The following is a 22117-nucleotide window of genomic DNA, read 5'->3' as shown; positions in this document are numbered from 1 at the left end:
CAATCCATTGGTTTTTAATATTGAGCCACACGAGCGGAAAATATTTGAGCTGATCAGCAAGGCTGCTACAGAACTGGGTTTCCCGGCTTACGTGGTCGGTGGCTACGTCCGGGACCGCCTGCTGGCCCGCCCTTCTAAAGACATGGATATCGTCTGTGTAGGCAGTGGAATAGATTTGGCAAGGGCTGTTGCCGGGCGCCTCCGACCTATCCCCCGGGTAACGGTCTTTAAGCGTTTTGGCACTGCTATGCTCAAGCACCGGGATATGGAAATCGAATTCGTGGGTGCCCGCAAGGAATCCTACCGCTCCGATTCCCGCAAGCCCACCGTAGAGGAAGGGACGCTGGAAGAAGATCAAAACCGGCGCGACTTCACCATCAACGCCCTGGCGGTCAGCCTGAATGAGCACGACTACGGCTCCATAATCGACCCCTTCAACGGGCTGGAGCACCTCGAAGCCAAACTGATCAAAACCCCGCTGGAACCGGGCAAGACCTTTTCTGATGACCCCCTGCGCATGATGCGCGCCATCCGCTTTTCCACCCAACTGGGCTTCACCATCGACCCGGAAACGCTCAGCGCCATTGAGCAGTACCACAGCCGCATCAGTATCGTATCCAAGGAACGGATCACCACGGAGCTCAACAAAATCATACTTACGGATAAGCCTTCTATCGGCTTTAAGCACCTCTTTGACACCGGCCTGCTTCAAAAATTCTTCCCCGAAATGGCAGCTCTGCAGGGTGTGGAAGTCCGCAACGGCAAAGCCCATAAAGACAATTTTTACCATACCCTTGAGGTTCTGGACAACCTCTGTGTCAAGACCGACAAACTCTGGCTGCGGTGGTCGGCTATCCTCCACGATATCGCCAAGCCGCCCACTAAACGCTTCCACCCACAGCACGGCTGGACCTTCCACGGGCATGAGGCACTGGGGGCGAGCATGGTGCCCCGCATTTTCAAAAAACTGCGCCTGCCGCTCGACCACAAGATGAAGTACGTGCAGAAACTGGTCCGCCTGCACCTGCGCCCCATTAGCCTGACGAAAGAAAACATTACCGATTCCGCCATCCGCCGCCTGTTGTTTGAAGCTGGTGATGATATTGACGACCTTATGCAGCTCTGCGAGGCCGACATCACCTCCAAGAACCCAAAAAAGGTAAAGCGCTACCTGGAAAACTACGAGATGGTACGTGAGCGCCTGCAGGAAGTGGAAGAGAAAGACCACCTACGCAACTGGCAGCCCCCGATTTCCGGAGAGACCATCATGGAGACCTTCGGCATTGCCCCTTCACGGGAAGTCGGCATCATCAAAAATGCGATTCGGGAGGCGATTTTGGATGGGGATGTCAGCAACAACTACGACGAAGCCTATCAGTTTATGCTCAATAAAGGTGCAGAATTAGGCCTGACAGTAGCTAACCAATAATAAATTGGCGCAACCCCAATCCAACCCCGATTAAATTTTCTTATACTGCATTCCCAAAATTATCCGGGTCTATAATCAAAGCAGTGTATGAAAAACCAAAACGTTATTTTCTGGTCCTTTACCGTGGCCCTTGGCGGCTTTTTATTTGGGTTTGACACCGCCGTCATTTCCGGGGCAGAAGGCGCTATCCAAAAGATATGGGGGCTTAGCAATACTATGGTCGGGCAGATGGTCGCCATGGCGCTGTACGGTACGGTTATCGGTGCCCTTTTAGGAGGCTGGCCTGCCGAGCGCTTTGGCCGGAAAACCAGCCTGTTCTGGATTGGCGTGCTTTACCTGATTTCAGCCGCCGGCTCAGCCCTGGCCCCCGATGTCTACAGCCTTATGTTTTTCCGTTTTATCGGCGGGCTGGGCGTGGGTGCTTCTTCCGTGGTGGCCCCCATGTACATCACCGAGGTCGCCCCCAAGGAGCAACGCGGGCGGCTGGTCGCCTTTTTTCAATTCAATATCGTGCTGGGCATTATGGTCGCCTATGTCTCCAACTGGCTCATCGGCAGTGGCTCCTGGCGGCTGATGCTGGGTGTGGAAACCCTGCCTGCCCTGGCTTTTGTGCTGCTTATCCTGAAAGTACCCCGCAGCCCGCGCTGGCTGGTGGTCAAACGGGATGCGCACGATGAGGCCCTGGAGGTCCTGCAGCGCATCAATCCGGAAACAGCGAAACAGGAACTGGCTTCTATCGAGCACGCACACGAAAATGCCCGGGCCGGAGGGCTCAGGGCCTTCCTGTCGGGTATCTATAACCGCCCTATTTTGCTGGCCTTCCTGTTTGCCTTTTTTAATCAGGTATCCGGCATCAATGCCGTGATTTACTATGCTCCGCGTATCTTCAAGCTGGCGGGGCTGGAGGAAAGTGCCGCCCTGCTGGCGAGTACAGGCATTGGTACGGTCAATCTCGTTTTCACCCTCATCGGCATGTCGCTCATTGATGGTTTCGGCCGTCGCAAACTGATGTACATCGGTTCCCTGGGCTACATCATTTCGTTGTCCGCCGTGGCGTATGCTTTCTACAGCGGCGTATCCGGTGGATATACGGTGCCGTTTTGGCTGTTTGTATTCATTGCCTCCCACGCGATTGGTCAGGGGGCGGTGATCTGGGTGTTTATCTCCGAGATTTTCCCCAACGAAGTGCGCAGCTTTGGCAACTCCCTGGGCAGCGGCACCCACTGGGTCTTTGCGGCCCTCATCGCCGGTACGTTCCCTTATCTGACCGGGGTAATGGAAGAGTTCGCTATTTTTGGTCTCTTTGCCGGGCTGATGGTACTGCAATTGTTATTCGTAGCCTTCATGATGCCCGAAACCAAGGGGATCTCTCTTGAAGAGCTACAGGAACGTTTGATGAAGAAATAACCTTACCTTTTATGAGTGTTGTCAGCTTTGGAGAAGTACTTTGGGATATGCTGCCTGCCAGCAAAAAAGCGGGTGGTGCACCTATGAACGTTGCCTTCCACCTGCGGAATTTCGGGTTTCAGACCCAACTCATTAGCCGGATCGGGCAGGATGCGCTGGGCCAAGAACTAAGGGCTTTTCTGGATGCCAAGGGGATCGACCACAGCCTGGTGCAGGAAGATGCCGAACAGCCCACGAGTACCGTTCAGGTCACTCTTGATGCAAAGGGGCACGCCTCCTACGAAATCGTACAGCCGGTAGCCTGGGATTTCATCACTGCTTCTGATGCGGCAGCGCAGGCGGTATCCGAAGCAGAAGCCCTGGTCTTTGGCAGCCTGGCTGCGCGGCGGGAAGGCACGCGTGCCACTTTGCTGCGTTTGCTGGAGCAAGCCACTCTGGCCGTATTCGATGTCAACCTACGCCCGCCCCACTATACGCCCGAACGCCTAAGGGAACTGCTCAGCCGTGCCCACCTGGTAAAAATGAACGAGGAGGAACTCGCCATTATCGCCGCATGGTATACCGATCAGACCGGAGAGGAAGCTCAAATGAAGGCCATCCTCGAAGCCCACCAACTGAAGGGGCTAATGGTAACCAAGGGCAGCGATGGTGCCGCTTGGATGGCCCCGGATGGCACCTGTTTGCAGCAGCCCGTATTTCCGGTTAAGGTAGCAGATACCGTAGGCAGTGGCGATGCGTTCCTGGCGGGCTTCCTCAGTCAGTACCTGCAACAAAAACCGTTGCCGCACTGTCTGGAATTTGCCGCCGCCGCAGGAGCCCTGGTAGCCACCCGGGAAGGCGGTACGCCCAACCTGTCGCCCAAAGACCTTGATCTATTCATGGCCCGCTAAACCTGAAGTTATGTATCGATTACTATCAAAAATTGGCTTGAGCAGCCTACTTTTGCTCGCCTTATCGCATTGCACCACACCTACAAATCAAGCACCCATGGCAGCCGAAGAAGCCTACTATCAGGAGCCCCACCGCCCGCAGTTCCACTTCTCTCCGGACAGTATGTGGATGAACGACCCCAATGGCATGGTCTACTACGAGGGTGAGTACCACCTGTTTTATCAGCATTACCCCGATAGCATCGTTTGGGGCCCTATGCACTGGGGGCACGCCGTGAGCAAAGACCTCATCCACTGGGAGCACCTCCCCATTGCCTTGTACCCGGACAGCCTGGGCTACATTTTCTCCGGCAGCGCAGTTATCGACTGGAACAACACGAGTGGGCTGGGCGAACCGGGCCGGCCACCAATGATTGCCATTTTCACCCACCACGACCCGGTAGGTGCAGATGCCGGAACCCATGATTACCAGTACCAAAGCATTGCCTACAGCCTGGACAAGGGGCGGAGCTGGACCAAGTACGAAGGCAACCCTGTGCTGCCCAATCCTGGTATCACAGATTTCCGCGATCCCAAAGTCTTTTGGTACGGAGACACAGAAAAGTGGGTTATGATTTTCGCAGCGGGTGACCACATCAAGATCTACGACTCCCCGAACCTGATCGACTGGGCTTACCAAAGTGAGTTTGGGCAGGGCATTGGCGGGCACGGAGGTGTTTGGGAATGCCCGGATCTGTTCCCGTTGCAAGTGGATGGGGACACGACCTGGGTGATGTTGCTGAGCATCAATCCCGGCGCGCCAAACGGGGGTTCCGGTACGCAATACTTTCTCGGCGATTTTGATGGTAAGGCGTTCAGCATGCACCCGGCTTTCGCCGAAAAGGTAGCGGCAGACACGGCATCCGGCAATCCGTTCTGGATTGACTACGGGCGGGATAACTACGCCGGGGTGACCTGGTCAGATGTGCCCAAAGAAGACGGGCGGCGTATTTTCATCGGCTGGATGAGCAACTGGAACTATGCCAACGTCGTGCCGACCGATCGCTGGCGGAGCGCTATGACCCTGCCCCGCACCCTGAGCTTGCGGAATACACCAAAGGGGCAACTGCTCTGTGCACAACCGGTAGAAGAAGCGAAGGCTATCGTACAAGACAAAACGTCTATCCCGGGCCAAACAGTCTCCGGACAGCTCGATCTCACCGGCATCCTGGACACCCCCTCCCCCACCCTGCACCTGGATTTACAGCTATCCTGGACCGCCGGTGAGCAGCCGGAAGAAATCGGTCTGATCTTTTCAAATACAAAGGGCGAAGCTTACCGAATTACGCTGAAAGGCGACACCTTCTATGCTGACCGCAGCAACGCCGGGAAAACGGGCTTTGAGGAAGGTTTTGGCCGTACAGCCACCGCCCCGCGCTGGTCCGATAAGAACAAGCTGGATGTGGAAATATGGCTGGATGTCGCCTCGGTAGAATTGTTTGCCGATAGCGGTGCGACTAACCTGACGGAGATTTTCTTCCCTGGTGAGCCCTTTACGCAGGTTACCCTTGAGGTGGAAGGCGGTACCATTGAACTTGAAAGCGGAGAGATTGGAAGGGCCGTCTCTATTTGGCAATAAAAAACCGCACAAACACCGGGATGGTTTTGGACCCTCGAAAAGACATGGTTAAGGCCGCCGGTGTGGTTCAGTAATCCCCTTGTCGCCGAAGCGAGTCCCGGTAAAACCAAGACTGAGGCCCGCCCTAGTCACACCAAGTCGTACCCTAATATAATTAAAAATGTAGAGTCAAAACTTTTGATGCCTGTACGGTTGACCACCAAACTTCCTGAGAAGTACACGCTGCCGGGCAGAGGATGACGGTGCAGTGCCCCTGTCGCGCGTGCAGCGCGGCTTTTCAGCCAGTGATCAGAACAAAGATAGGGATAATAAAGGCGCTGCAAAAGAGCGGGCTTGTTAATCCTGAATCTTTACCTGCAAATTACCTTCCTTTCTGCAGGACCTGCAGGACTCGTTTTCTGTATACGCCGGATTTCATAAAAAGCCGTAGCCGGGATGGTAGAATCTGAAAAAACAGAGTGCTGCCAAAGACCACGTGGTACCACAACTGATTGAGCCGTGGGCGCTGCAATTTGACTTTCATTACGGTCACACGCCAATTGAAACGGGCATGAAACCCATCAAAAAACGGGCTTAGTAAAGCAGCATACTGCCGGGCCACACCATCCGTATGCAGCAAAGACTTCAGCCCTTTTTCCCTTTGCAGAAGTACCAGGGTATCATAAACAGACCGGAAATGTACATCAAGCTTGACCCCTCCAAAATCATTGATATGCCAGTTATAAATATTATGCCGGAGCAAATCCTCCGGGGCGGGCAGAGCGATGTCACCATTCACCCGGTTATCTATAACACGCTCTGTTTTTAGCCGTTCGCGCTGAAAGGTATTATGAAGATAGTTGTGCAACTCAACAGCAGCAATCTCCTGCGGGTGACGAAGAGCCGGAAGGTGCTTTGCCCTCTCATAATCGCTAAGCGTTTTGGACTGCAGCCCTGCAGCTAAGACCTCTACGTAACCCCGTTCCTTTAAAAGCTGATAAGCCTTGATCTGATCTCCGGGGGCAATAAGCACGTCAATATCCCGGAGCATACGCTCTGCATTATCCTGGTAATAGCTGCCCCCGATCATTGCAGCCCCTTTTAGGTAAACGTGCACAATACCCTCTTTTGCAAAACACTCCGACAGCCGCTCCATCTGCTGCAGTATCGCCAGGTTCCGCTCCCGGTTGGCCCGGGTAAGCTCTTCCATATAAACGGTGAGCTCTTCCGGAAAAAATGCCTTTAGTCCCTTACGCTGAATTTGAAGATAAAGTGCCGGAACAACGAGGTTATTGCTGCTAATATATACGAAACGCTCCCACTGAAAAGAGTTTACCTCCAGGAGTTTCCGGACACTTGCACCGTCCTTAGCCGGATCGAGCAGGGCTGCAATGAGTTGGTAATACCGTTGTGTATCTTTCATGGATAGTGGGTAAGCACATTGAATAAAGGTACCACTTCCTCCAATCGGCTGTAGGTCAGCTGATAATAACGCCGGCTGCTGAGCCATTCCATAAATACAGCTGCATGGCCCCGGTCGCCAGCAACCCAGGAATCCGGGATCAGCGCTTTCAGGATTACGGACGGCGCCACCGGCTGCAGCCTTGCCTTAACACCGGGCTGATACTGCACCAAAACCAAATGCTGGCAAGGGTAGCTTGGCTCAACCGGAGCAGGCAGGGGCAGGTATTTGACTTTCCCTTTGAAAGCATTGAGATAGATTTCGGGCAAATCCCTAAACCCGGGAAAGTAGCGCCCAATGATATCAAAGGCCCCTGTTTTTACGGAAACCGCGCTTGGGTTGTGCCCCAGCTCGAGGTTATCCGCCCTTAGTGGTGTAATATCATCAGCCAGCAGCTGATAGCCGGCGCTGCAAAGCAGGGTAGACAGGGTACTTTTGCCCTGCCCCGACTGCCCGGTAAGCATAATCGCCTGACCACGACGGACTACCGTGGAGGCGTGCAGTGTACCAATCCAACCCGCCTCAGGTACCTGATGCTGCGCAACAATGATGTGCATGAGGAATTTACCGGTGATGTAATGATAGTCTTGTTCAGGTACGGCCTGCAGGAGCACGCCATTTTTGTACAGATAGAGATGCCCCGCTGCTTTTTGCAATTGGAAGACGACATCGGCGGTGCCGGTTGCAGGAATGGAATGATGGGCCAGGGCGGGACAAAGGAGCTCCAGCACACCCTTTTCCTGCCCTTCCACCCGTACGTGCCGGTTGCCCAGCTGAAAATCCTGCCGAACCGCAAAGGAGCCCTCCTCGTACGCAACAGGCGGCGCAATGGGCAAGCTTCCTGGTGAAGTTGCAACCTCTTGCAGAAGGGCGCTGATGTTTCGTTGTGCCTCTAAGGCCTGCCCCTGCTGCCAGTTGGCTCCTTCCAACAGCAGTTGGCGAAAGGTTTCAGCATCTCCCTCCACGGCATAGTATAAATCCAGTACTGCCTTTTGTGGTGGGGACAAAATGACATATCGGTTGAGGGCTTCAAACCATAGCAGCCAATCCCTACCAACCGGACAAACAATTGTTGGGGCAATAAAAGGACCGTTGGAATCTTCAGTTGAGTTCATATTGAGCTCAAAATAAGGCTCAGGAGCAAAAAAACAAAACAGCACGGGCACTCCGGAAACTAAAAAACAGAGCGCAGCATTATTTTTAACCGCCACACGCTGCTCACTATAAAAAAGGCGTCTTTAGCTCCTCAGGGATTCCGGGCACCTGCCGGACAACTCGAAACCGGAGCTGTTTTTTTTACACTTTGGGAGATAGTTTCATGTCTTTGTATTTTTTTATAATGAATGAATCAGGTCCGGAGCAGGGAGGAAGGTGTGGGAGGCCTACGCGAGGTCGCTCCCACACTCCTAAAATACTCCCAACACATATCTTAGCGTAATTTATTAGCCGTACCCCACAATACGGAGGCAGGTTGAGGTTGGTCTTGAACGGGGGCTTGACCAAGGTTGAGGTTGAGGTTGAGGTTGAGGGGCTCGGCTTGGTCTCCCTGGGGGCGACAGCTTGCTGTCGCTTCCGGCGGAGGAACCCGGAGGGTCTCATCCTTAGCCTGCCCTGGGCGCGGCCCCGGGCCAACCTTAGCCTTAGCCTGGGCGGAGGCAGGTTGAGGTTGGTCTGCAACGGGGGCCTGACCGAGGTTGAGGTTGAGGGGCGAAGCTTGGTCTTCCTGGGGGCGACAGCTTGCTGTCGCTTCCGGCGGAGGAACCCGGAGGGTCTCATCCTTAGCCTGCCCTGGGCGCTGCGCTGGGTCAACCTTAGCCTTTGCCTGGGCGGAGGCAGGTTGAGGTTGGTCTGCAACGGGGGCCTGACCGAGGTTGAGGTTGAGGGGCGAAGCTTGGTCTCCCTGGGGGCGACAGCTTGCTGTCGCTTCCGGCGGAGGACCACGGAGGGTCTCATCCTTAGCCTACCCTGGGCGCGGCCCCGGGCCAACCTTAGCCTTTGCCTGGGCGGAGGCAGGTTGAGGTTGGTCTGCAACGGGGGCCTGACCGAGGTTGAGGTTGAGGGGCGAAGCTTGGTCTCCCTGGGGGCGACAGCTTGCTGTCGCTTCCGGCGGAGAAACCCGGAGGGTCTCATCCTCATCCTAACCCTGGGCGCTGCGCTGGGTCAACCTTAGCCTTTGCCTGGGCGGAGGCAGGTTGAGGTTGGTCTTGAACGGGGGCTTGACCAAGGTTGAGGTTGAGGTTGAGGGGCTCGGCTTGGTCTCCCTGGGGGCGACAGCTTGCTGTCGCTTCCGGCGGAGGAACCCGGAAGGTCTCATCCTTAGCCTGCCCTGGGCGCTGCCTTGGGTCAACCTTAGCCTTTGCCTGGGCAGCACCAGAACACCATAAAACCAAAACACCAGAACACCAAAAAAACCTGATAAAGGATAAAGTGCAAAGCTTCAAAGGTTAAAGTACCAACCCAGGCACCAAAACACTAGAATCCCCCCCGCCCAGCCAATGCCAAACAGGTCCCTCCCTACCGGCTGCGCCGTTCCGTATCCGAGCTGCCCCAGATACCGCTGCGCTGACCGCCCCGCGAGCGGTTGCGATAGGTATCGGCTGCATTACCGTCATCGCCCCATATAGCACCACGGCCACGGTCCGTCTCAAATTCATGTGCCGAAGGGCTATAGCCCCCAGGCCGGCCACTACCCCCAAACGGGTCGCCACCGGGGTCGGGGACCGGAGAGTTCGCCTGCGCCTGCTTCGGGCTCAGCACCAGAAACGTCCCTGCTGCAGTAGCCGCTGCGTATTTGCCCAGCTTCCGGATCGCCTCCTGACGGCTGATTAAGGGTGCCTTTGAGGCGTCTTTATGCTTATTGTCAATATTCATGACCTTAAATTTGTATTCGTTGATGGATATGAGTTGGATCCCCCCGGCGCCGTATTGCACCGGGGGAAGAAATATTAAGGGGGAATCCTCTACGGGATAAACAGCTGTTCGGCACGTACGCCCTGCGGGCTCTCTATGCGCACCAGGTAGATGCCGCCCGGCAGATTGCCCGTAGCGACCGTTTGCTGCGTAGTGCCCGCCGACAGTGCCCGGCCCAGCAGCTTACGGCCCTGTACATCGAAAAGCGACAGCTGCGCCGCGCCCGGCAGCTCGCCGGTTATGACCAGCTCCTCCCGGTACTGTGGGGCGTAGATGACCAGCGCGCTTAAATCGCCACCATCCGTCTCTGAGGAGGTGCTGACAACCTGCCCCTCATTGAAAACCAGGTAGTAACGGCCCGCGCCACTCAGCGCTGCATTCGGCGTGAAGGTGTACGGCAGCCCGCTCAGCAGCGTGCGCTCCCCGTTCAGGGAGTCCAGCAGGTACACCTCTATGCCCGCAGGCAGTTCCTCTTCCGTAATCGCAAGCGTCAGCGGGATGCCGGCGGCGGCCTCCAGGCCCAGCGGGATGGCCAGCTCCGGGTCATCCAGGTCGGATAAGCCCAGGGACTGCAAGGCGAAGGGCTCCCCTTCGTCTTCCGATACCAGATGGGTGTACACCGCAAAGTCCGGGATGGCATCGCCCCATAGCACCGCATCGTACCCTACGTCCAGCCCTGTAGCAGACGCTTCGTTGAAGTAGATGCTTGTGCCGTAGCTGCGGCTGTCGGTGAAGGCCTGCAGTTTGAAGTAAACCGGCGTTTGGACCGGCGCGAAACCACTGATAAAGTCGTCGCTGTCTCCCGTGCGCATCATCGTAGGCGTAAACGTCAGATCGTAGGTATCGACATCCGCAGCGTCTGCCGCTACGAAGAAGCCCTGACCGGGCGCCATCAGGCTCGTGCTTGCATTCGCCAGCGTGATGACGGTCCAGCCATCGGTGCTGTTGCCGTCGTAGCCGTAGATGCCGGCGGCGCTCTCTACCATCAGGCTTTGGTTGGTCACGCCTCCGCCGTGGTCGTAATTCAGGAAGTCCGCCATGCTCAGATAAGCCGGGTAGGGGTTGGCCACGGCGTTCCACTGACTGGCAGCATCGGTAATGTTCACCGTCACATTGCCGGTCTGTACCGTACCGGTGAAGATCACGGGTGAGCCATCTGTAGTCGCCGCCCGGTAGCCGGTGCCCGGTGTGAGCGTGGTGCCCGCATTGCCCGTCACATCATAGTTGATAAAGCCGGTGCCCGTGTTGTCCCAGGGGCCGAATGCCCGCAGGCTGCCGGAAGCCGCTAAATTCGTATTGGCAGCGGCAAAAGGGCCGAAAGTCTGACCCGTGAATGGCGTGCCCACCAGGTCGTTGCCCCCGGAGCTGCCCGTGCCCACCTGATTGGTGTAGCGCTCGTAGCTGATGCTGCCGGTGCCGGTGATCGTACCCAGTACCTTCAGGCTGGAGTAGCTGGTAGAGGTGGAGGTCAGCGTCAGCGGGCTGTTATTGACCAGGCTACCGCCGAGGTCAATACCTTTGCCTGCAGATACCGTTACCCCGTTGGAAAAACCAAGCGTGAGGGTATGCGTGCCACTGCCCGGTGCGATATTTTCGCTTACCGTCAGGCCGTTGCCAAAGAGCTCCAGATCGCCAGTTGACAGTTGGTTGTTCAAATCGCTGGCATTGACACTCACCGCTCCGCCAGATAACCCATAGAGCATCCCTCCGTTTACAGCCCAGTCTGTATCCTGTGTGCCGCCACCAGTAGAGACAATCGTCAGGTCCGTGCCGTAACTTGCCAGCGGAGGCCCTACTCCTGAAAGGTTGGGGTAGCCGTTGTTTTCTGTCGCATCGAGGTACCAGGGGGTGCTCCACCCGGCATCCGTGAAAGTGGTGGCCGTCTTCATCTCCGCAGTCGTCTTGCCGGTGCCGCCGGCGCTTGTTGCCTGGCCGGAGGTCTGCGTGTCCCAGAAGGAGTTGGTGATGGTGCCGCCAAAGCTTAGACCTAACAAGCCTCCTACATTATCTCCTATTCCTGTTACTGTTACAGCACCAGTGCTGTAGCAATTCGATATAGTATAACCAATATATAGTGTTCCGACCAAACCACCGAGCCTGGTGGAGCCGTTCACACTACACCTGGAATAGCAATTCTCTATTATACTGCCAGTACCGAAACTGCTCCCGGCACTGCCAACTACCCCTCCAATACTCGATGCTCCATCAACGCTACCTGTACTATAACAACCACTAACACCAGCGGTCGCATCGGGGGAAAGATCACCAACTATAGCACCGACAAATGCAAATCCCGTTATATCTGCGTTAAGCAATCCTAAATCTGATATCCCTACACCGGAAAGTTCAGTATAGCCAAATAGCGCAATACCATTTACAACCGCCCGATTGATGAATAGATTAGAAATGGTCTTCTCATTTCCATCGTAAGAGCCGGTGAATTTGGTTGTACTACTATTCCCAATAGGCGAGAAACCGGCAGGGCTCGCACCGTCCGGATTACCATCATTATCCCAGTCTACGGCTGTCTCATCCGCACCGAAGTCGATATTAGCAGTCTGAATAAAGTGCTTATCCCAGTCCCCGCTGTTGTTCGACAGCTCAATGAGGTGGGTGGCAGTATGAATCTCATATGGACTGCCCGAAGTACCATTTCCGCCACCGTACTTCTGTGTGCGGAGGTCTGCCCCGGGCTGCCAACTCAGGATGGGGTAGCTGTTGTTGACCGTCCCTTCCTGGTCCATGTCCCATACATCAGCTGTGCCATTGGCCGTCTCCGAGACAAAGTCCCAGCCCGCACTTTGGAAGGTTGCGTACGATTGCATCTCCGCTGTCGTCTTGCCGGTGCCGCCGGCGCTTGTTGCCTGGCCGGAGGTCTGCGTGTCCCAGAAAGAGTTGGTGATGGTGCCGATATCAAAATTATTGTCTCCTACCAAGCCTCCGACAACAGGAGTGCCACCGGAAGCAGTGACAGTACCCGTACTGTAGCAGTTCGATATAGTGGTTTCAATATTGTTTACTCCGACCAAACCACCACACTCGGTGCTTCCTGTCACACTACACGTGGAATAGCAATTACTAATTGCCGTAATAGTAGTATTACTTGTAGCGCCAACTAACCCTCCAACAGAATTTTGGGTTCCCTCAACGCTACCTGTACTGTAACAACCACTGGCGTTACCACCTTTCAACCAACCAGCTAAAGCACCGACTCTGAAATCTCCCGTTATATTTACATTGATTAACCCTAAATCTGATATTCCTCTGCCAGAAGGGCTCACCTGCCCAAATAGCCCTACATTACCCGATGCTGGCCGATTGATGAATAGATTAGAAATGGTCTTACCATCTCCATCGTAAGAGCCGGTGAATTCGGTTGAATTGCCAATAGGCGAGAAACCGGCAGGGCTCGCACCGTCCGGATTACCATCATTGTCCCAGTCTACCGCTGTTTCATCCGCACCGAAGTCGATATCAGCGACCTGTATAAAGTGCAGCCCCCAGTCTGCTGAAGTCTGCGACAGGTAGATCAGGTCCTCTACGCTTGCGATTTGGTGGGGGTCCATCTCCGTGCCAGCGCCGGCACCATCATTGTAAGGAGATGGTAGTGGTATCTGTGTTCCATTGCCTTGCAAGTTGGGGTAGCCATCGTTCGTACCGGGATCCATATACCATACTGAATTGCCCCACCCGGCAACCGAAAAAGTGGAGGTCGTCTTCATCTCCGCCGTGGTCTTGCCGGTGCCGCCGGCGCTTGTTGCCTGGCCGGAGGTCTGCGTGTCCCAGAAAGAGTCGGTGGTGATGCCGCCATTTATATTCGCGCCTACCAAGCCTCCTACATCATCTCCTGTTCCTGTTACAGCACCAGTGCTGTAGCAATTCGATATAGCTGTAGTAGTATTAACAGCCTCTATTACGCCGACCAAGCCTCCGACCCTGCTGCCGCCGTTCACACTACACCTGGAATAGCAATTCTCTATTCTAGAGGTCGGGCTATTCCCAACTGAGCCAACTAATCCTCCAATCTGATTATTGCTTCCCACAACGCTACCTGTACTGTAACAACCACTAACGCTGCCGGTCGAACTGGAGGCAATAAAACCAACTATAGCACCGACAAATGAATTTCCCGTTATATCTGCGTTAAGCAATCCTAAATCTGATATTCCTCCGCCAGAAAGGCTCACCCGCCCAAATAGCCCTAAATAAAAGGAACCCGACCGATTGATGAATAGATTAGAAATGGTCTTACCATCTCCATCGTAAGAGCCGGTGAATTCGGTTGCAAAATTGCCAATAGGCGAAAAACCGGCAGGGCTGGCACCGTCCGGACTACCATCATTATCCCAGTCTACTGCAGTCTCGTCCGCACCGAAGTCAATATTAGCAGTCTGCCTAAAGTGCTTATCCCAATCCTCGCTTATGCCTGACAAAGCAATCAAATCGGCTGCGGTTGCAATCTGATAGGGGTCGCCTTGCGTTCCTGCCCCACCGGAGTAAGTGTAAATTAAGTCATCGTCCGCACCTGCCTGCCAGCGGAGTATCATGTAGCCGTTGTTAACGGTGCCCAATTGGTCGGCGTCCCAAATATTAGCGGTGCCGTTGGTGGTCTCGCTGACGAAGTCCCAGCCGGCGGCAGTGGCGGCAGTGGCGGCAGTGAAGGTGGTGTAGTCCTTCATCTCGGCGGTGGTCTTGCCAGTTATTCCGGTTATAGTTTGGCTCGTGAAAGCGGTATTGACCTGCTCATCGTAGAAGCAGTTAGTTGCAGTGACGGTTGCAGAACCACCTTTAGACACAAGGTCTCCAACCGATGAATCATTGTCAACGGTCCCTGCGTTGTAACAATTCACAACCGTTGTGGCACCTCCATCCGTTTCCTCACCAATTATACCCGCCGACCATCCTCCGTCAATTGCGCCGGTATTGTAGCAATTGGTCAGGCTGGAATGCCCGGAAGCAGGAGTTTCCACTCTTCCGATAATACCACCAGAATTGGCACTGGAAGTGATGCTGCCGGTGTTATACGATTCGATAATGTTCGACACGCCGGTTGAGGTTCCGACTATGCCACCGGCCTGATTTGCGTTCGATGTTATAGTACCTGAATTATAGCACTCCGTAATCGTGACCGTACTGTTTGAATTGACTCTTCCGATGATACCGGCTGATTTCCAATTGGCATTGATGCTGCCCGTGTTATAAGAGGTGCTGACATTCGCAGTCCCGTCTGTGGTCCCGATGATACCGCCACCCTCATCGGCGGTCTGCGTTATGCTGCCTGAATTGTTGCAATTCGTTATCGTGGCTGTACCGCCTTCCACCCGGCCAATAATGCCGCCGCAGTGCCAGGTACCCGATATAGAGCCCGAAAAGGAGCAGCCGCTAAAGGAGGGCGTATCTGTGCATTTACCGGCAATCCCGCCCAAACGGTCCGAACTATTGCTTATCGTTGCGGCACTGCTGCAATTGGTAAAGGTGGGGTTGTTAAAAATGTTGCCTACAATTCCACCCAAACTGGACCCCGTCATTTGTGCACTACTCGATAAGTTGGTATAGGTAGCACTACTTACTGATTTGCCCACGATTCCACCACCCGTATTGCCGCAATCTATCATACTTGTTGCATCCACAGTGGAGTTTTGTATCGTGCATCCACCACATTCTCCAATCAGCCCGCCGCTATCAAAATTGCCATCGATGCTGACCCCTGTAGCATCTACGTTATCAATGGTCGTACCTCCGCTCGCTTTTCCTGCCAACCCACCGACCCTTACGCCACCGGAGATATTGAAATTATTCAGGGTCAGATCCTGCACTGTGGCCGATCCAACGAGCTCACTAAACAAGCCTTTGTCGTTCGAAGTACCGGTTATGGTGTAATTGGAAATCGTGAAGTTGTCACCGTCGTAGACACCGCTGAAATCTATGTCATTAAGGGACACACCATTCAGGTTAATATTGGCTGTTTGTCTAAAGTGCAGCGCCCAGTCATTGGGATCTTGCGATAAACTTACTAAATGTGCTGCAGTTGATATCAAATACGGACTGCCCGAAGTACCATTTCCGCCACCGTACTGCGCGAAACCCTGCCGGGCTCCAAGGGTGAGCAACAAGAATAAAAGAAGGAGTTTTCCGGCCGTACGACCGTACGAATGAGGTTGAAGTAAGTACATATTTGCTTGTGCATTTTTGAGTTTAACACATAATATCCGTCGAAAGCGAATACAGTCGCAAAACACGACATATTAGCGTAGCGGTACAATGCTTTAAAACTCTCAAATGCTTTAACACTTTGTTTTGCAGCTACTTACAGCTCAACTCTCAAAATAACTTATTAAACTTTTATCTAATGCATTACTGCTTTGGAGGGGCTTGGCAAGGGCGGAGGCAGGTTGAGGTTGGTCTTGAACGGGGGCTTGACCGAGGTTGAGGTTGAGGTTGAGGGGCGAAGCTTGGTCTTCCTGGGGGCGACAGCTTGCTGTCGCTTCCGGGGGAGGGCCACGGAGGGGCTCATCCTTAGCCTGCCCTGGGCGCTGCGCTGGATCAACCTTAGCCTTAGCCTGGGCGGAGGCAGGTTGAGGTTGGTCTTGAACGGGGGCTTGACCGAGGTTGAGGTTGAGGGGCGAAGCTTGGTCTTCCTGGGGGCGACAGCTTGCTGTCGCTTCCGGCGGAGGGTCACGGAGGGTCGCATCCTTAGCCTGCCCTGGGCGCTGCGCTGGGTCAACCTTAGCCTTTGCAAGGGCGGAGTAAGGTTGAGGTTGGTCTTGAACGGGGGCTTGACCGAGGTTGAGGTTGAGGGGCGAAGCTTGGTCTTCCTGGGGGCGACAGCTTGCTGTCGCTTCCGGCGGAGGGCCACGGAGGGTCTCATCCTTAGCCTTTGCAAGGGCGGCACCAGAAAACCAAAACACCAAATCACCAAAACACCAAATCACCAAACCACCAGAACACCAAAACACCAAAACACCAAATCACCAGCCCCCCAGCCAATGCCAAGCAGGTCCCCCCCCTACCGGCTACCAATCCCTTCCAGGTAGCTCTGCAAATGATCGGTACGATTGAGGCCCAGCTTTTGCCGGACCCGATAGCGGGCATTATCAATAGCCCGGACAGACTTATCAAGAAGAGCAGCAATATCTTTGGTTGTATAGCCCGACCGGATAAGAGCAGCCACCGCCTTTTCGTAAGGCGTGAGGGGCTCCTGAGCACGCTCGCTGAGCCGTGCCATGAATACCGGCAGTTGCTCATTGAGCTCGGTTTCCAAATCCTGGCTTTGGCGGAGGGCACGGAGACGCTCCTGCTCCATCTTAAGATGGTTGAGGAAGCGCCCCTGATCCTGATCTCCGGAAGTGTTTTGTGCAAAGGCCACCGCCTCCTCAAACAATTGACGGATGTGCAATTGCTGGGTAAGGGTAAAGTGCAGCTTCTCCTCTTTTTTGGACAGCTCGTCCTCCAGCAGTGCCATTTTTTGGGCAGCAACCTGCTTACTCTCTTCCCGAAGGGTCTTTTCCTCAATAGCCAGCTTCCGGGCTTTGCGGAGATTGAACAGAAACAGGAACGCAACGCCCAGGCTCCCCAGCAACAGCCCACAAAGGGTGAAGGTAATGATCCGGTTGCTGCGCAGCTCGCTCGTCCTATCGAGTAGGTCTTTCGACAGGGACACGACCTCTTTCTTCAAACTGCTGCTACGATATTGCTCTGCAAAATCCGCAAACTGTGCGTTTCGGAGGCTGTCTTGCCAAATCGCCCCCACCTGATCAGCCTCCCGAAGCCATTTATGGGCTTTTTCCCAATCGCTTTGCCGGGCAGCAATTTCACTCTTCAGGTGCAGCAATTCATAGAGCTGCCGGGGTGTTTTACGGTCTGTATTTCGCTCCACACAGCGGTTGATCAGTTGTGTATCCAGCAAGAGCACGCCCTGCTCCGTGAAGTAAGCCTCGAATTCCGGCAAAGCATGGATATAGCGGACATCAGGGTCTGCCGCCGCCGCAGCAGCAATTTGAACCAGTTGCTCCCTTACCAACGGCCAGTCCGCAAAAGCAAGGCCTCCTTCAGCAATAATTTGCAGCGTATGGCCCGTAAGCTGTCCGTCCTCATAAACATAAAGCGAGTCGAGATAGCGGTAAAACTGTGTTTTTTCTTCTCGTGCCCCTCCTATGGCAAGCAGGTTCGCATAAACCAGGGACTTCAGGTAGGGGTTTTCTGCTTCTGCCTCCAGCTCGCGAAGGATCTGCCGGGCATAGTCATAAGCCTCCATATGCTGAAGCGCTACGGCCATATTCAGGCGGGTAATGCCCAATTGAAAAGGAGTGGCATCCGGTTCGTCTTTTAGAATTTCATAAGCCCGGCTCAGGTGCTTAAAAGCAGACTGAGCATACTGTAGAGCAATGTACCCTGCTCCTAAATTGGCACGGATACGCCCTTCGGCGGAAGGGCGCAGCACCGATGCTCCGGTAAGCGACAGGGCTTTCTTCCATACCGAAACCGCTTTATGATAGTCGCCTTTGAAATAAGGTATTTTCCCTTGTTCCATGTAAGCCCTAAACAATAACTGCGTATCCCGGCTGCGGCCGGCCTTAACTATAGCTTCCTGATAGGCTGCTTCTGCACGGTCGAATTCCCGCAGCACTCGTGCACTATCGCCTTCTTCTAAATCGGACCAACCAGGGGAGCGCGGCTCGTTATCCGGTGTAACTTGTAGCCTTGTGGAATCGGCCAACTCTTCACCGTAGTATTCCGGGCGATTAGCACAAGGGGTACCGTAGGTGTTTTGTAAAGGGAGGAACAACGTACCAAGCAATAGGAGTAAAATCCCGTAAAACCGAATGGCATGCTTATTGAGTTGCTGCCTGTTGCGGGGCAGGCTTACGTTGCCTGATGTCCGCCTCTGCGAAGCCACACTTGCCGGAACAAGGTTGGAATCTGAAGATATACCGACGACGAAGTAGTTTGGGACCAAACACGACTTCGTGCCTGCCCGACATGCAAAGGCAGGCGGGTCGGTATATACTCGTGCATCGGGTTTGTGCCTTACGCCCAAACCTCTCCGTTCCGAGTATAGCTGCCCGACCCTATCATGTCTAAAAGGGCACATACAAATGATGTTAGTTGGTAAATAAGGTTTAAAGGTGTACCTGCCGGTTGATCGTAAAAGTATACTAAAGTAGTAGGACAGAGAAAATATCCTAAACGGAGTTTGCAACTTTTTACTTTACCCTAACACTTACCAACCGGATACAGCGCGCCCTAATACACCTGAAAATCAACGGTTTATACCACAAGAACGGATACCCCTACCCTGCCAGCGTGCTACCGGCCACCCTTCGGCCGGATCGCCAAATGCAAAGAGATGATATGCGAGTAAGTACTCTCCTCCGCACCCAAATCCGTGTAGGCATAGTCCACCGTCAGGCTGGATATCCGGAAGCCTACACCCAGGCTGGGGCGTACTTTCAGGTTTTCGCTACCGTCAAAATTGGTGATCTGCTGGAATTGGCTCACCCCGGCCCTCAGGAAAACAAATTCCTTATAATCCGCTTCCACGCCCCCGGCAATATCCATGCTGATGGGGTCGGCAGAGAGCAGAGTGTTACGGGCGCCATCGGTAGTGAAGATGAAATTCGCCTCTGGCATGAGACCTACATTCCCAAACTGGAAGCGGCGGGCAGCACCGAGGAGGATTTGCGGGCGGGTGATTTCCACACTGTTGATGGGCACTTCGTTGTTGGTGAGTTCCAGCACCTCCCGTTCGTCCTCTGAAAAGCTAAAGGACCAGGCATTGAAGGTGGAGGTGACGTCTTTGGCGACCAGGCCGAAGTTCCAGTCTTTGATGTGGTACTGCAGCCCGGCATCCAGCCCGAAGCCCCAGGAATTGGCAAAAGGCCCAATGCGCCGGTGGATGACCTTAATGTTGGCTCCGCCCAGCAGTTGCCCTTTTTTTACCTTGAACGGCTTGGCATAGCTCAGGATAAAGGCATAATCGGCAGCGGAAAACTCCGTGACGTTGTCGAAATTGATGGTGCCATCACTATTGTACAGGGAGAGGGTATTCGGAATACCGTCAATGCCGAAGCGCACGAGAGACAGCCCAATGCGGTTGCCATTAGCCAGGGCCGTGGTAAAACCAAGGTAGTCGAAATTGGACACGCCTGCGAACCACTCGGCATGCATGGCGCCAATCTGGTAACCATCATCCGGTTGCAAGGTAGCCAGGCCGGCTGGGTTCCACATACCTGCGGTCACATCATCCACACTGGCGATAACGGCGGTGCCCATACCATGCGCCCGCCCCCCCACGCCGATGGTGAGAAATTCGTTGCTGTATTTTTGTGCCTGACCGGAAAAGGCGAATAAAAGCCCTGCCGTAAGGAAGAGTAGCGTTCTGTACATAAGCTTGGTTGCGTTTGCTGCCATTTGAAACGCAATAATACGGCTTTGCGTGTGGTGTTAAGACCCGGTATGCAGGATATTTTGCAGAAATGCGCAGCGTATTACACTCCGTCACGGCTTGACAAACTGCCGAACGTGCTGCCTATACGCTCCCGCCCAGTGCACCCAGTAAGTCCCGGCCGGCCAATTGTTCAGCGGCAGCTCCCACACCCTACCCGGAGCTACCTGAGCCCGATAAACTTCCGTACCTGTACCGCTGAAAACACGTAGAAGCGCTTCCTTTCGGGAGTCCTCCCCATTGACTTGAATGTAGAGTCTTTCTTCGGCAGGATTGGGCCAGATTTTCAATTCAGATGCCGCCTCGGCTATTGACGAAACGTTTGTCACCATCCCCTCCCCTTCCGTGATGAAATAATGCTGATCAACCCCAAGCCCTTCATAAGTTTCCACCGCCCCACTCGGCCAGCGAATGGACAACCGGTCGATAAGCGTGGCGTCCCCCAACCCGAAGTGTAAGGTAAAACTGTTTTGGGAGGCATAGCCCATGCCTGCGCAGACTTCATCCATTTGCACCTGCCCGTTGGCTTCCACCGTGACCCGCGCACCAATAGCGGCAGTATTGCTTTCCGTGCCCCGCAGGCGTACTTTGACGAAGTGGTGCCCGTTTTCGGTGCTGTTCAGAAAAAGCTGATTGCCGTCCTGAGATCCGGCATTGACGAGCAGCAAATCTGGTTTCCCATCGGAGTTGACATCACCCGTAGCGACGCCGTAGCCGGCCATCGGGCTTGAAAGGGGCGTACCTTCGCTGACGATTTCAAAAGTCGTATTCCCCAGATTGCGGTACAGCAGGTTATCGAATGGGGCGAAGTAGGTGTCGTTGGACACATAAATATCGCTGTGACCATCGTTATCGTAATCCAGGAAGACCGTCCCCCAGCCCATGCCCAGGTCATCCACCCCAGCTGGACCACCGATTTCCGTAAAGGTGCCATCCCCATCGCTGAGCAGCAGGACGTTTTCATACAGGTTGGTGATGTACAGGTCGAAGAAGCCATCGTGGTTGATGTCCGCAAAATCTACGCCCATGCCCTGAGCGGCGATGTTAGCCCCGGAGGCCACCGAGACGTCCTCGAAGTGCCCGGTCCCGTCGTTGCGGTACAGGATATTGGGCTGATTGGCATCGTGGGTGAGGTACAGATCGAGGTCACCATCGTTATCGTAGTCAAAAAACAGGGAGCCCATGGCGATGCCAAAGTCCTGGGCATTGGCAGCCGCTGTAATATCGGTGAAAGTTCCATCGCCGTTGTTGTGGTACAAATAATTGGGCGCGGCAAGGTTGGCTACGTACAAATCGACATACCCATCCCGGTCCACATCTCCCCAGAGGACCGCCCGGGTGCGATGCCCGGAGTTGACCCCTGCGCTTACGCTAATATCGGTGAAGGTGCCATCGCCATTATTGCGGTACAAAATATTAGGTTCATCCCGGTTGCCCAGGTAGAGATCGAGGTGCCCGTCATTATCGAAATCGCCCCAGGCACTCACATTGGTCGTCCCCACATGCGCAATGCCTGCCTCCGCAGCCACTTCCATAAACTGTCCGTTGCCGATAGCCCGGTAAAGCAGATTGGGCGCATTGTGGCGGGAAATGTAGATATCATCGGCCCCATCGCCATCGTAATCACCAAACGTGACGCCAAAGTTCCGGCCAGGATGCCCAATGCCGGCACCGGCGGAACCATCAAAGAAAAGAGGCTGTGCGGGCAGCAGCCTTGCCATCAAAGCAAGCAGCAAAAAACATAACCGAACCATAAGTCCTGCATTTCACTTTTCTGAAAAGTAGCAAAACTTCGTCAATGAAAGGATATCCATTCGGCTCAAAACCCTACATTTTGACTTGTGCGATACGATTTTTGACGTTTTAGGGGAACCTTGTCTTGGATCGCCCGGGAAAGGCTAAGGTTGAGGTTGAGGTTGAGCGCCTAAGCGCCGCCCGCAACGCAGCGACAACTTACTGTCGCCTCCAGGCCCCAAGA

General features: G+C 54.4%; 12 protein-coding genes. 4 read left to right on the top strand and 8 right to left on the bottom strand.

From position 1 onward, the window contains the following. Window positions 1-7: 7 nt before the first annotated feature. From IX84_RS15440 to IX84_RS15425, 4 genes are all read left to right on the top strand, one after another. Window positions 8-1429 (top strand): CCA tRNA nucleotidyltransferase, encoded by a 1422-nt coding sequence (locus IX84_RS15440; RefSeq protein WP_052516043.1) that lies wholly within the window; start codon window positions 8-10, stop codon window positions 1427-1429. Window positions 1430-1516: 87 nt separating this feature from the next. Then, window positions 1517-2836, top strand: a complete 1320-nt coding sequence (locus IX84_RS15435; protein ID WP_044222660.1) for a sugar porter family MFS transporter — start codon at window positions 1517-1519, stop codon at window positions 2834-2836. Between the two features lie 11 nt (window positions 2837-2847). Further along, window positions 2848-3726 (top strand): carbohydrate kinase family protein, encoded by an 879-nt coding sequence (locus IX84_RS15430; protein ID WP_044222659.1) that lies wholly within the window; start codon window positions 2848-2850, stop codon window positions 3724-3726. Window positions 3727-3823: 97 nt separating this feature from the next. Next, on the top strand, window positions 3824-5344 hold the full coding sequence (locus tag IX84_RS15425; RefSeq protein ID WP_238578288.1) for a glycoside hydrolase family 32 protein: 1521 nt from the start codon (window positions 3824-3826) through the stop codon (window positions 5342-5344). A 361-nt stretch (window positions 5345-5705) separates the two neighbouring features. Here IX84_RS15425 and IX84_RS15420 read toward each other — a convergent pair whose 3' ends face one another. From IX84_RS15420 to IX84_RS15380, 8 genes are all read right to left on the bottom strand, one after another. Then, entirely contained in the window at window positions 5706-6746 is a 1041-nt protein-coding gene (locus IX84_RS15420; RefSeq protein ID WP_044222656.1) for a nucleotidyltransferase family protein, read from the bottom strand. Next, on the bottom strand, window positions 6743-7792 hold the full coding sequence (locus tag IX84_RS15415) for a hypothetical protein (protein ID WP_152605087.1): 1050 nt from the start codon (window positions 7790-7792) through the stop codon (window positions 6743-6745). The genes IX84_RS15420 and IX84_RS15415 overlap by 4 nt, the downstream gene beginning before the upstream one ends. Window positions 7793-9299: 1507 nt before the next feature. After that, window positions 9300-9656, bottom strand: a complete 357-nt coding sequence (locus IX84_RS15405; protein ID WP_044222649.1) for a hypothetical protein — start codon at window positions 9654-9656, stop codon at window positions 9300-9302. A gap of 89 nt (window positions 9657-9745) precedes the next feature. After that, entirely contained in the window at window positions 9746-15868 is a 6123-nt protein-coding gene (locus IX84_RS15400; protein ID WP_152605086.1) for a T9SS type A sorting domain-containing protein, read from the bottom strand. A 141-nt stretch (window positions 15869-16009) separates the two neighbouring features. Next, a complete protein-coding gene (locus tag IX84_RS15395) occupies window positions 16010-16606 on the bottom strand; it encodes a hypothetical protein (protein ID WP_044222643.1) in 597 nt (198 codons plus the stop codon). Window positions 16607-16701: 95 nt separating this feature from the next. Next, complete coding sequence (locus tag IX84_RS15390; protein ID WP_044222640.1) at window positions 16702-18591, bottom strand: tetratricopeptide repeat protein; 1890 nt, start codon at window positions 18589-18591, stop codon at window positions 16702-16704. A gap of 410 nt (window positions 18592-19001) precedes the next feature. Further along, entirely contained in the window at window positions 19002-20081 is a 1080-nt protein-coding gene (locus IX84_RS15385) for a putative type IX sorting system protein PorV2 (RefSeq protein WP_044222637.1), read from the bottom strand. A 111-nt stretch (window positions 20082-20192) separates the two neighbouring features. Beyond that, complete coding sequence (locus tag IX84_RS15380) at window positions 20193-21893, bottom strand: FG-GAP-like repeat-containing protein (protein WP_044222634.1); 1701 nt, start codon at window positions 21891-21893, stop codon at window positions 20193-20195. Window positions 21894-22117: the final 224 nt, after the last annotated feature.

The organism is Phaeodactylibacter xiamenensis (assembly GCF_000759025.1).
Classification (GTDB): Bacteria; Bacteroidota; Bacteroidia; order Chitinophagales; family Saprospiraceae; genus Phaeodactylibacter; species Phaeodactylibacter xiamenensis.
This window is presented reverse-complemented; position numbering and strand designations above follow the sequence as displayed.

Excerpts from the sequence above, each read along its gene's own strand:
- IX84_RS15435 (WP_044222660.1), top strand. The coding sequence starts at position 1,517 with ATGAAAAACCAAAACGTTATTTTCTGGTCCTTTACCGTGGCCCTTGGC.
- IX84_RS15430 (WP_044222659.1), top strand. The coding sequence starts at position 2,848 with ATGAGTGTTGTCAGCTTTGGAGAAGTACTTTGGGATATGCTGCCTGCC.
- IX84_RS15425 (WP_238578288.1), top strand. The coding sequence starts at position 3,824 with ATGGCAGCCGAAGAAGCCTACTATCAGGAGCCCCACCGCCCGCAGTTC.
- IX84_RS15420 (WP_044222656.1), bottom strand. The coding sequence starts at position 6,746 with ATGAAAGATACACAACGGTATTACCAACTCATTGCAGCCCTGCTCGAT.
- IX84_RS15405 (WP_044222649.1), bottom strand. The coding sequence starts at position 9,656 with ATGAATATTGACAATAAGCATAAAGACGCCTCAAAGGCACCCTTAATC.
- IX84_RS15400 (WP_152605086.1), bottom strand. The coding sequence starts at position 15,868 with ATGTACTTACTTCAACCTCATTCGTACGGTCGTACGGCCGGAAAACTC.
- IX84_RS15385 (WP_044222637.1), bottom strand. The coding sequence starts at position 20,081 with ATGTACAGAACGCTACTCTTCCTTACGGCAGGGCTTTTATTCGCCTTT.
- IX84_RS15380 (WP_044222634.1), bottom strand. The coding sequence starts at position 21,893 with ATGGTTCGGTTATGTTTTTTGCTGCTTGCTTTGATGGCAAGGCTGCTG.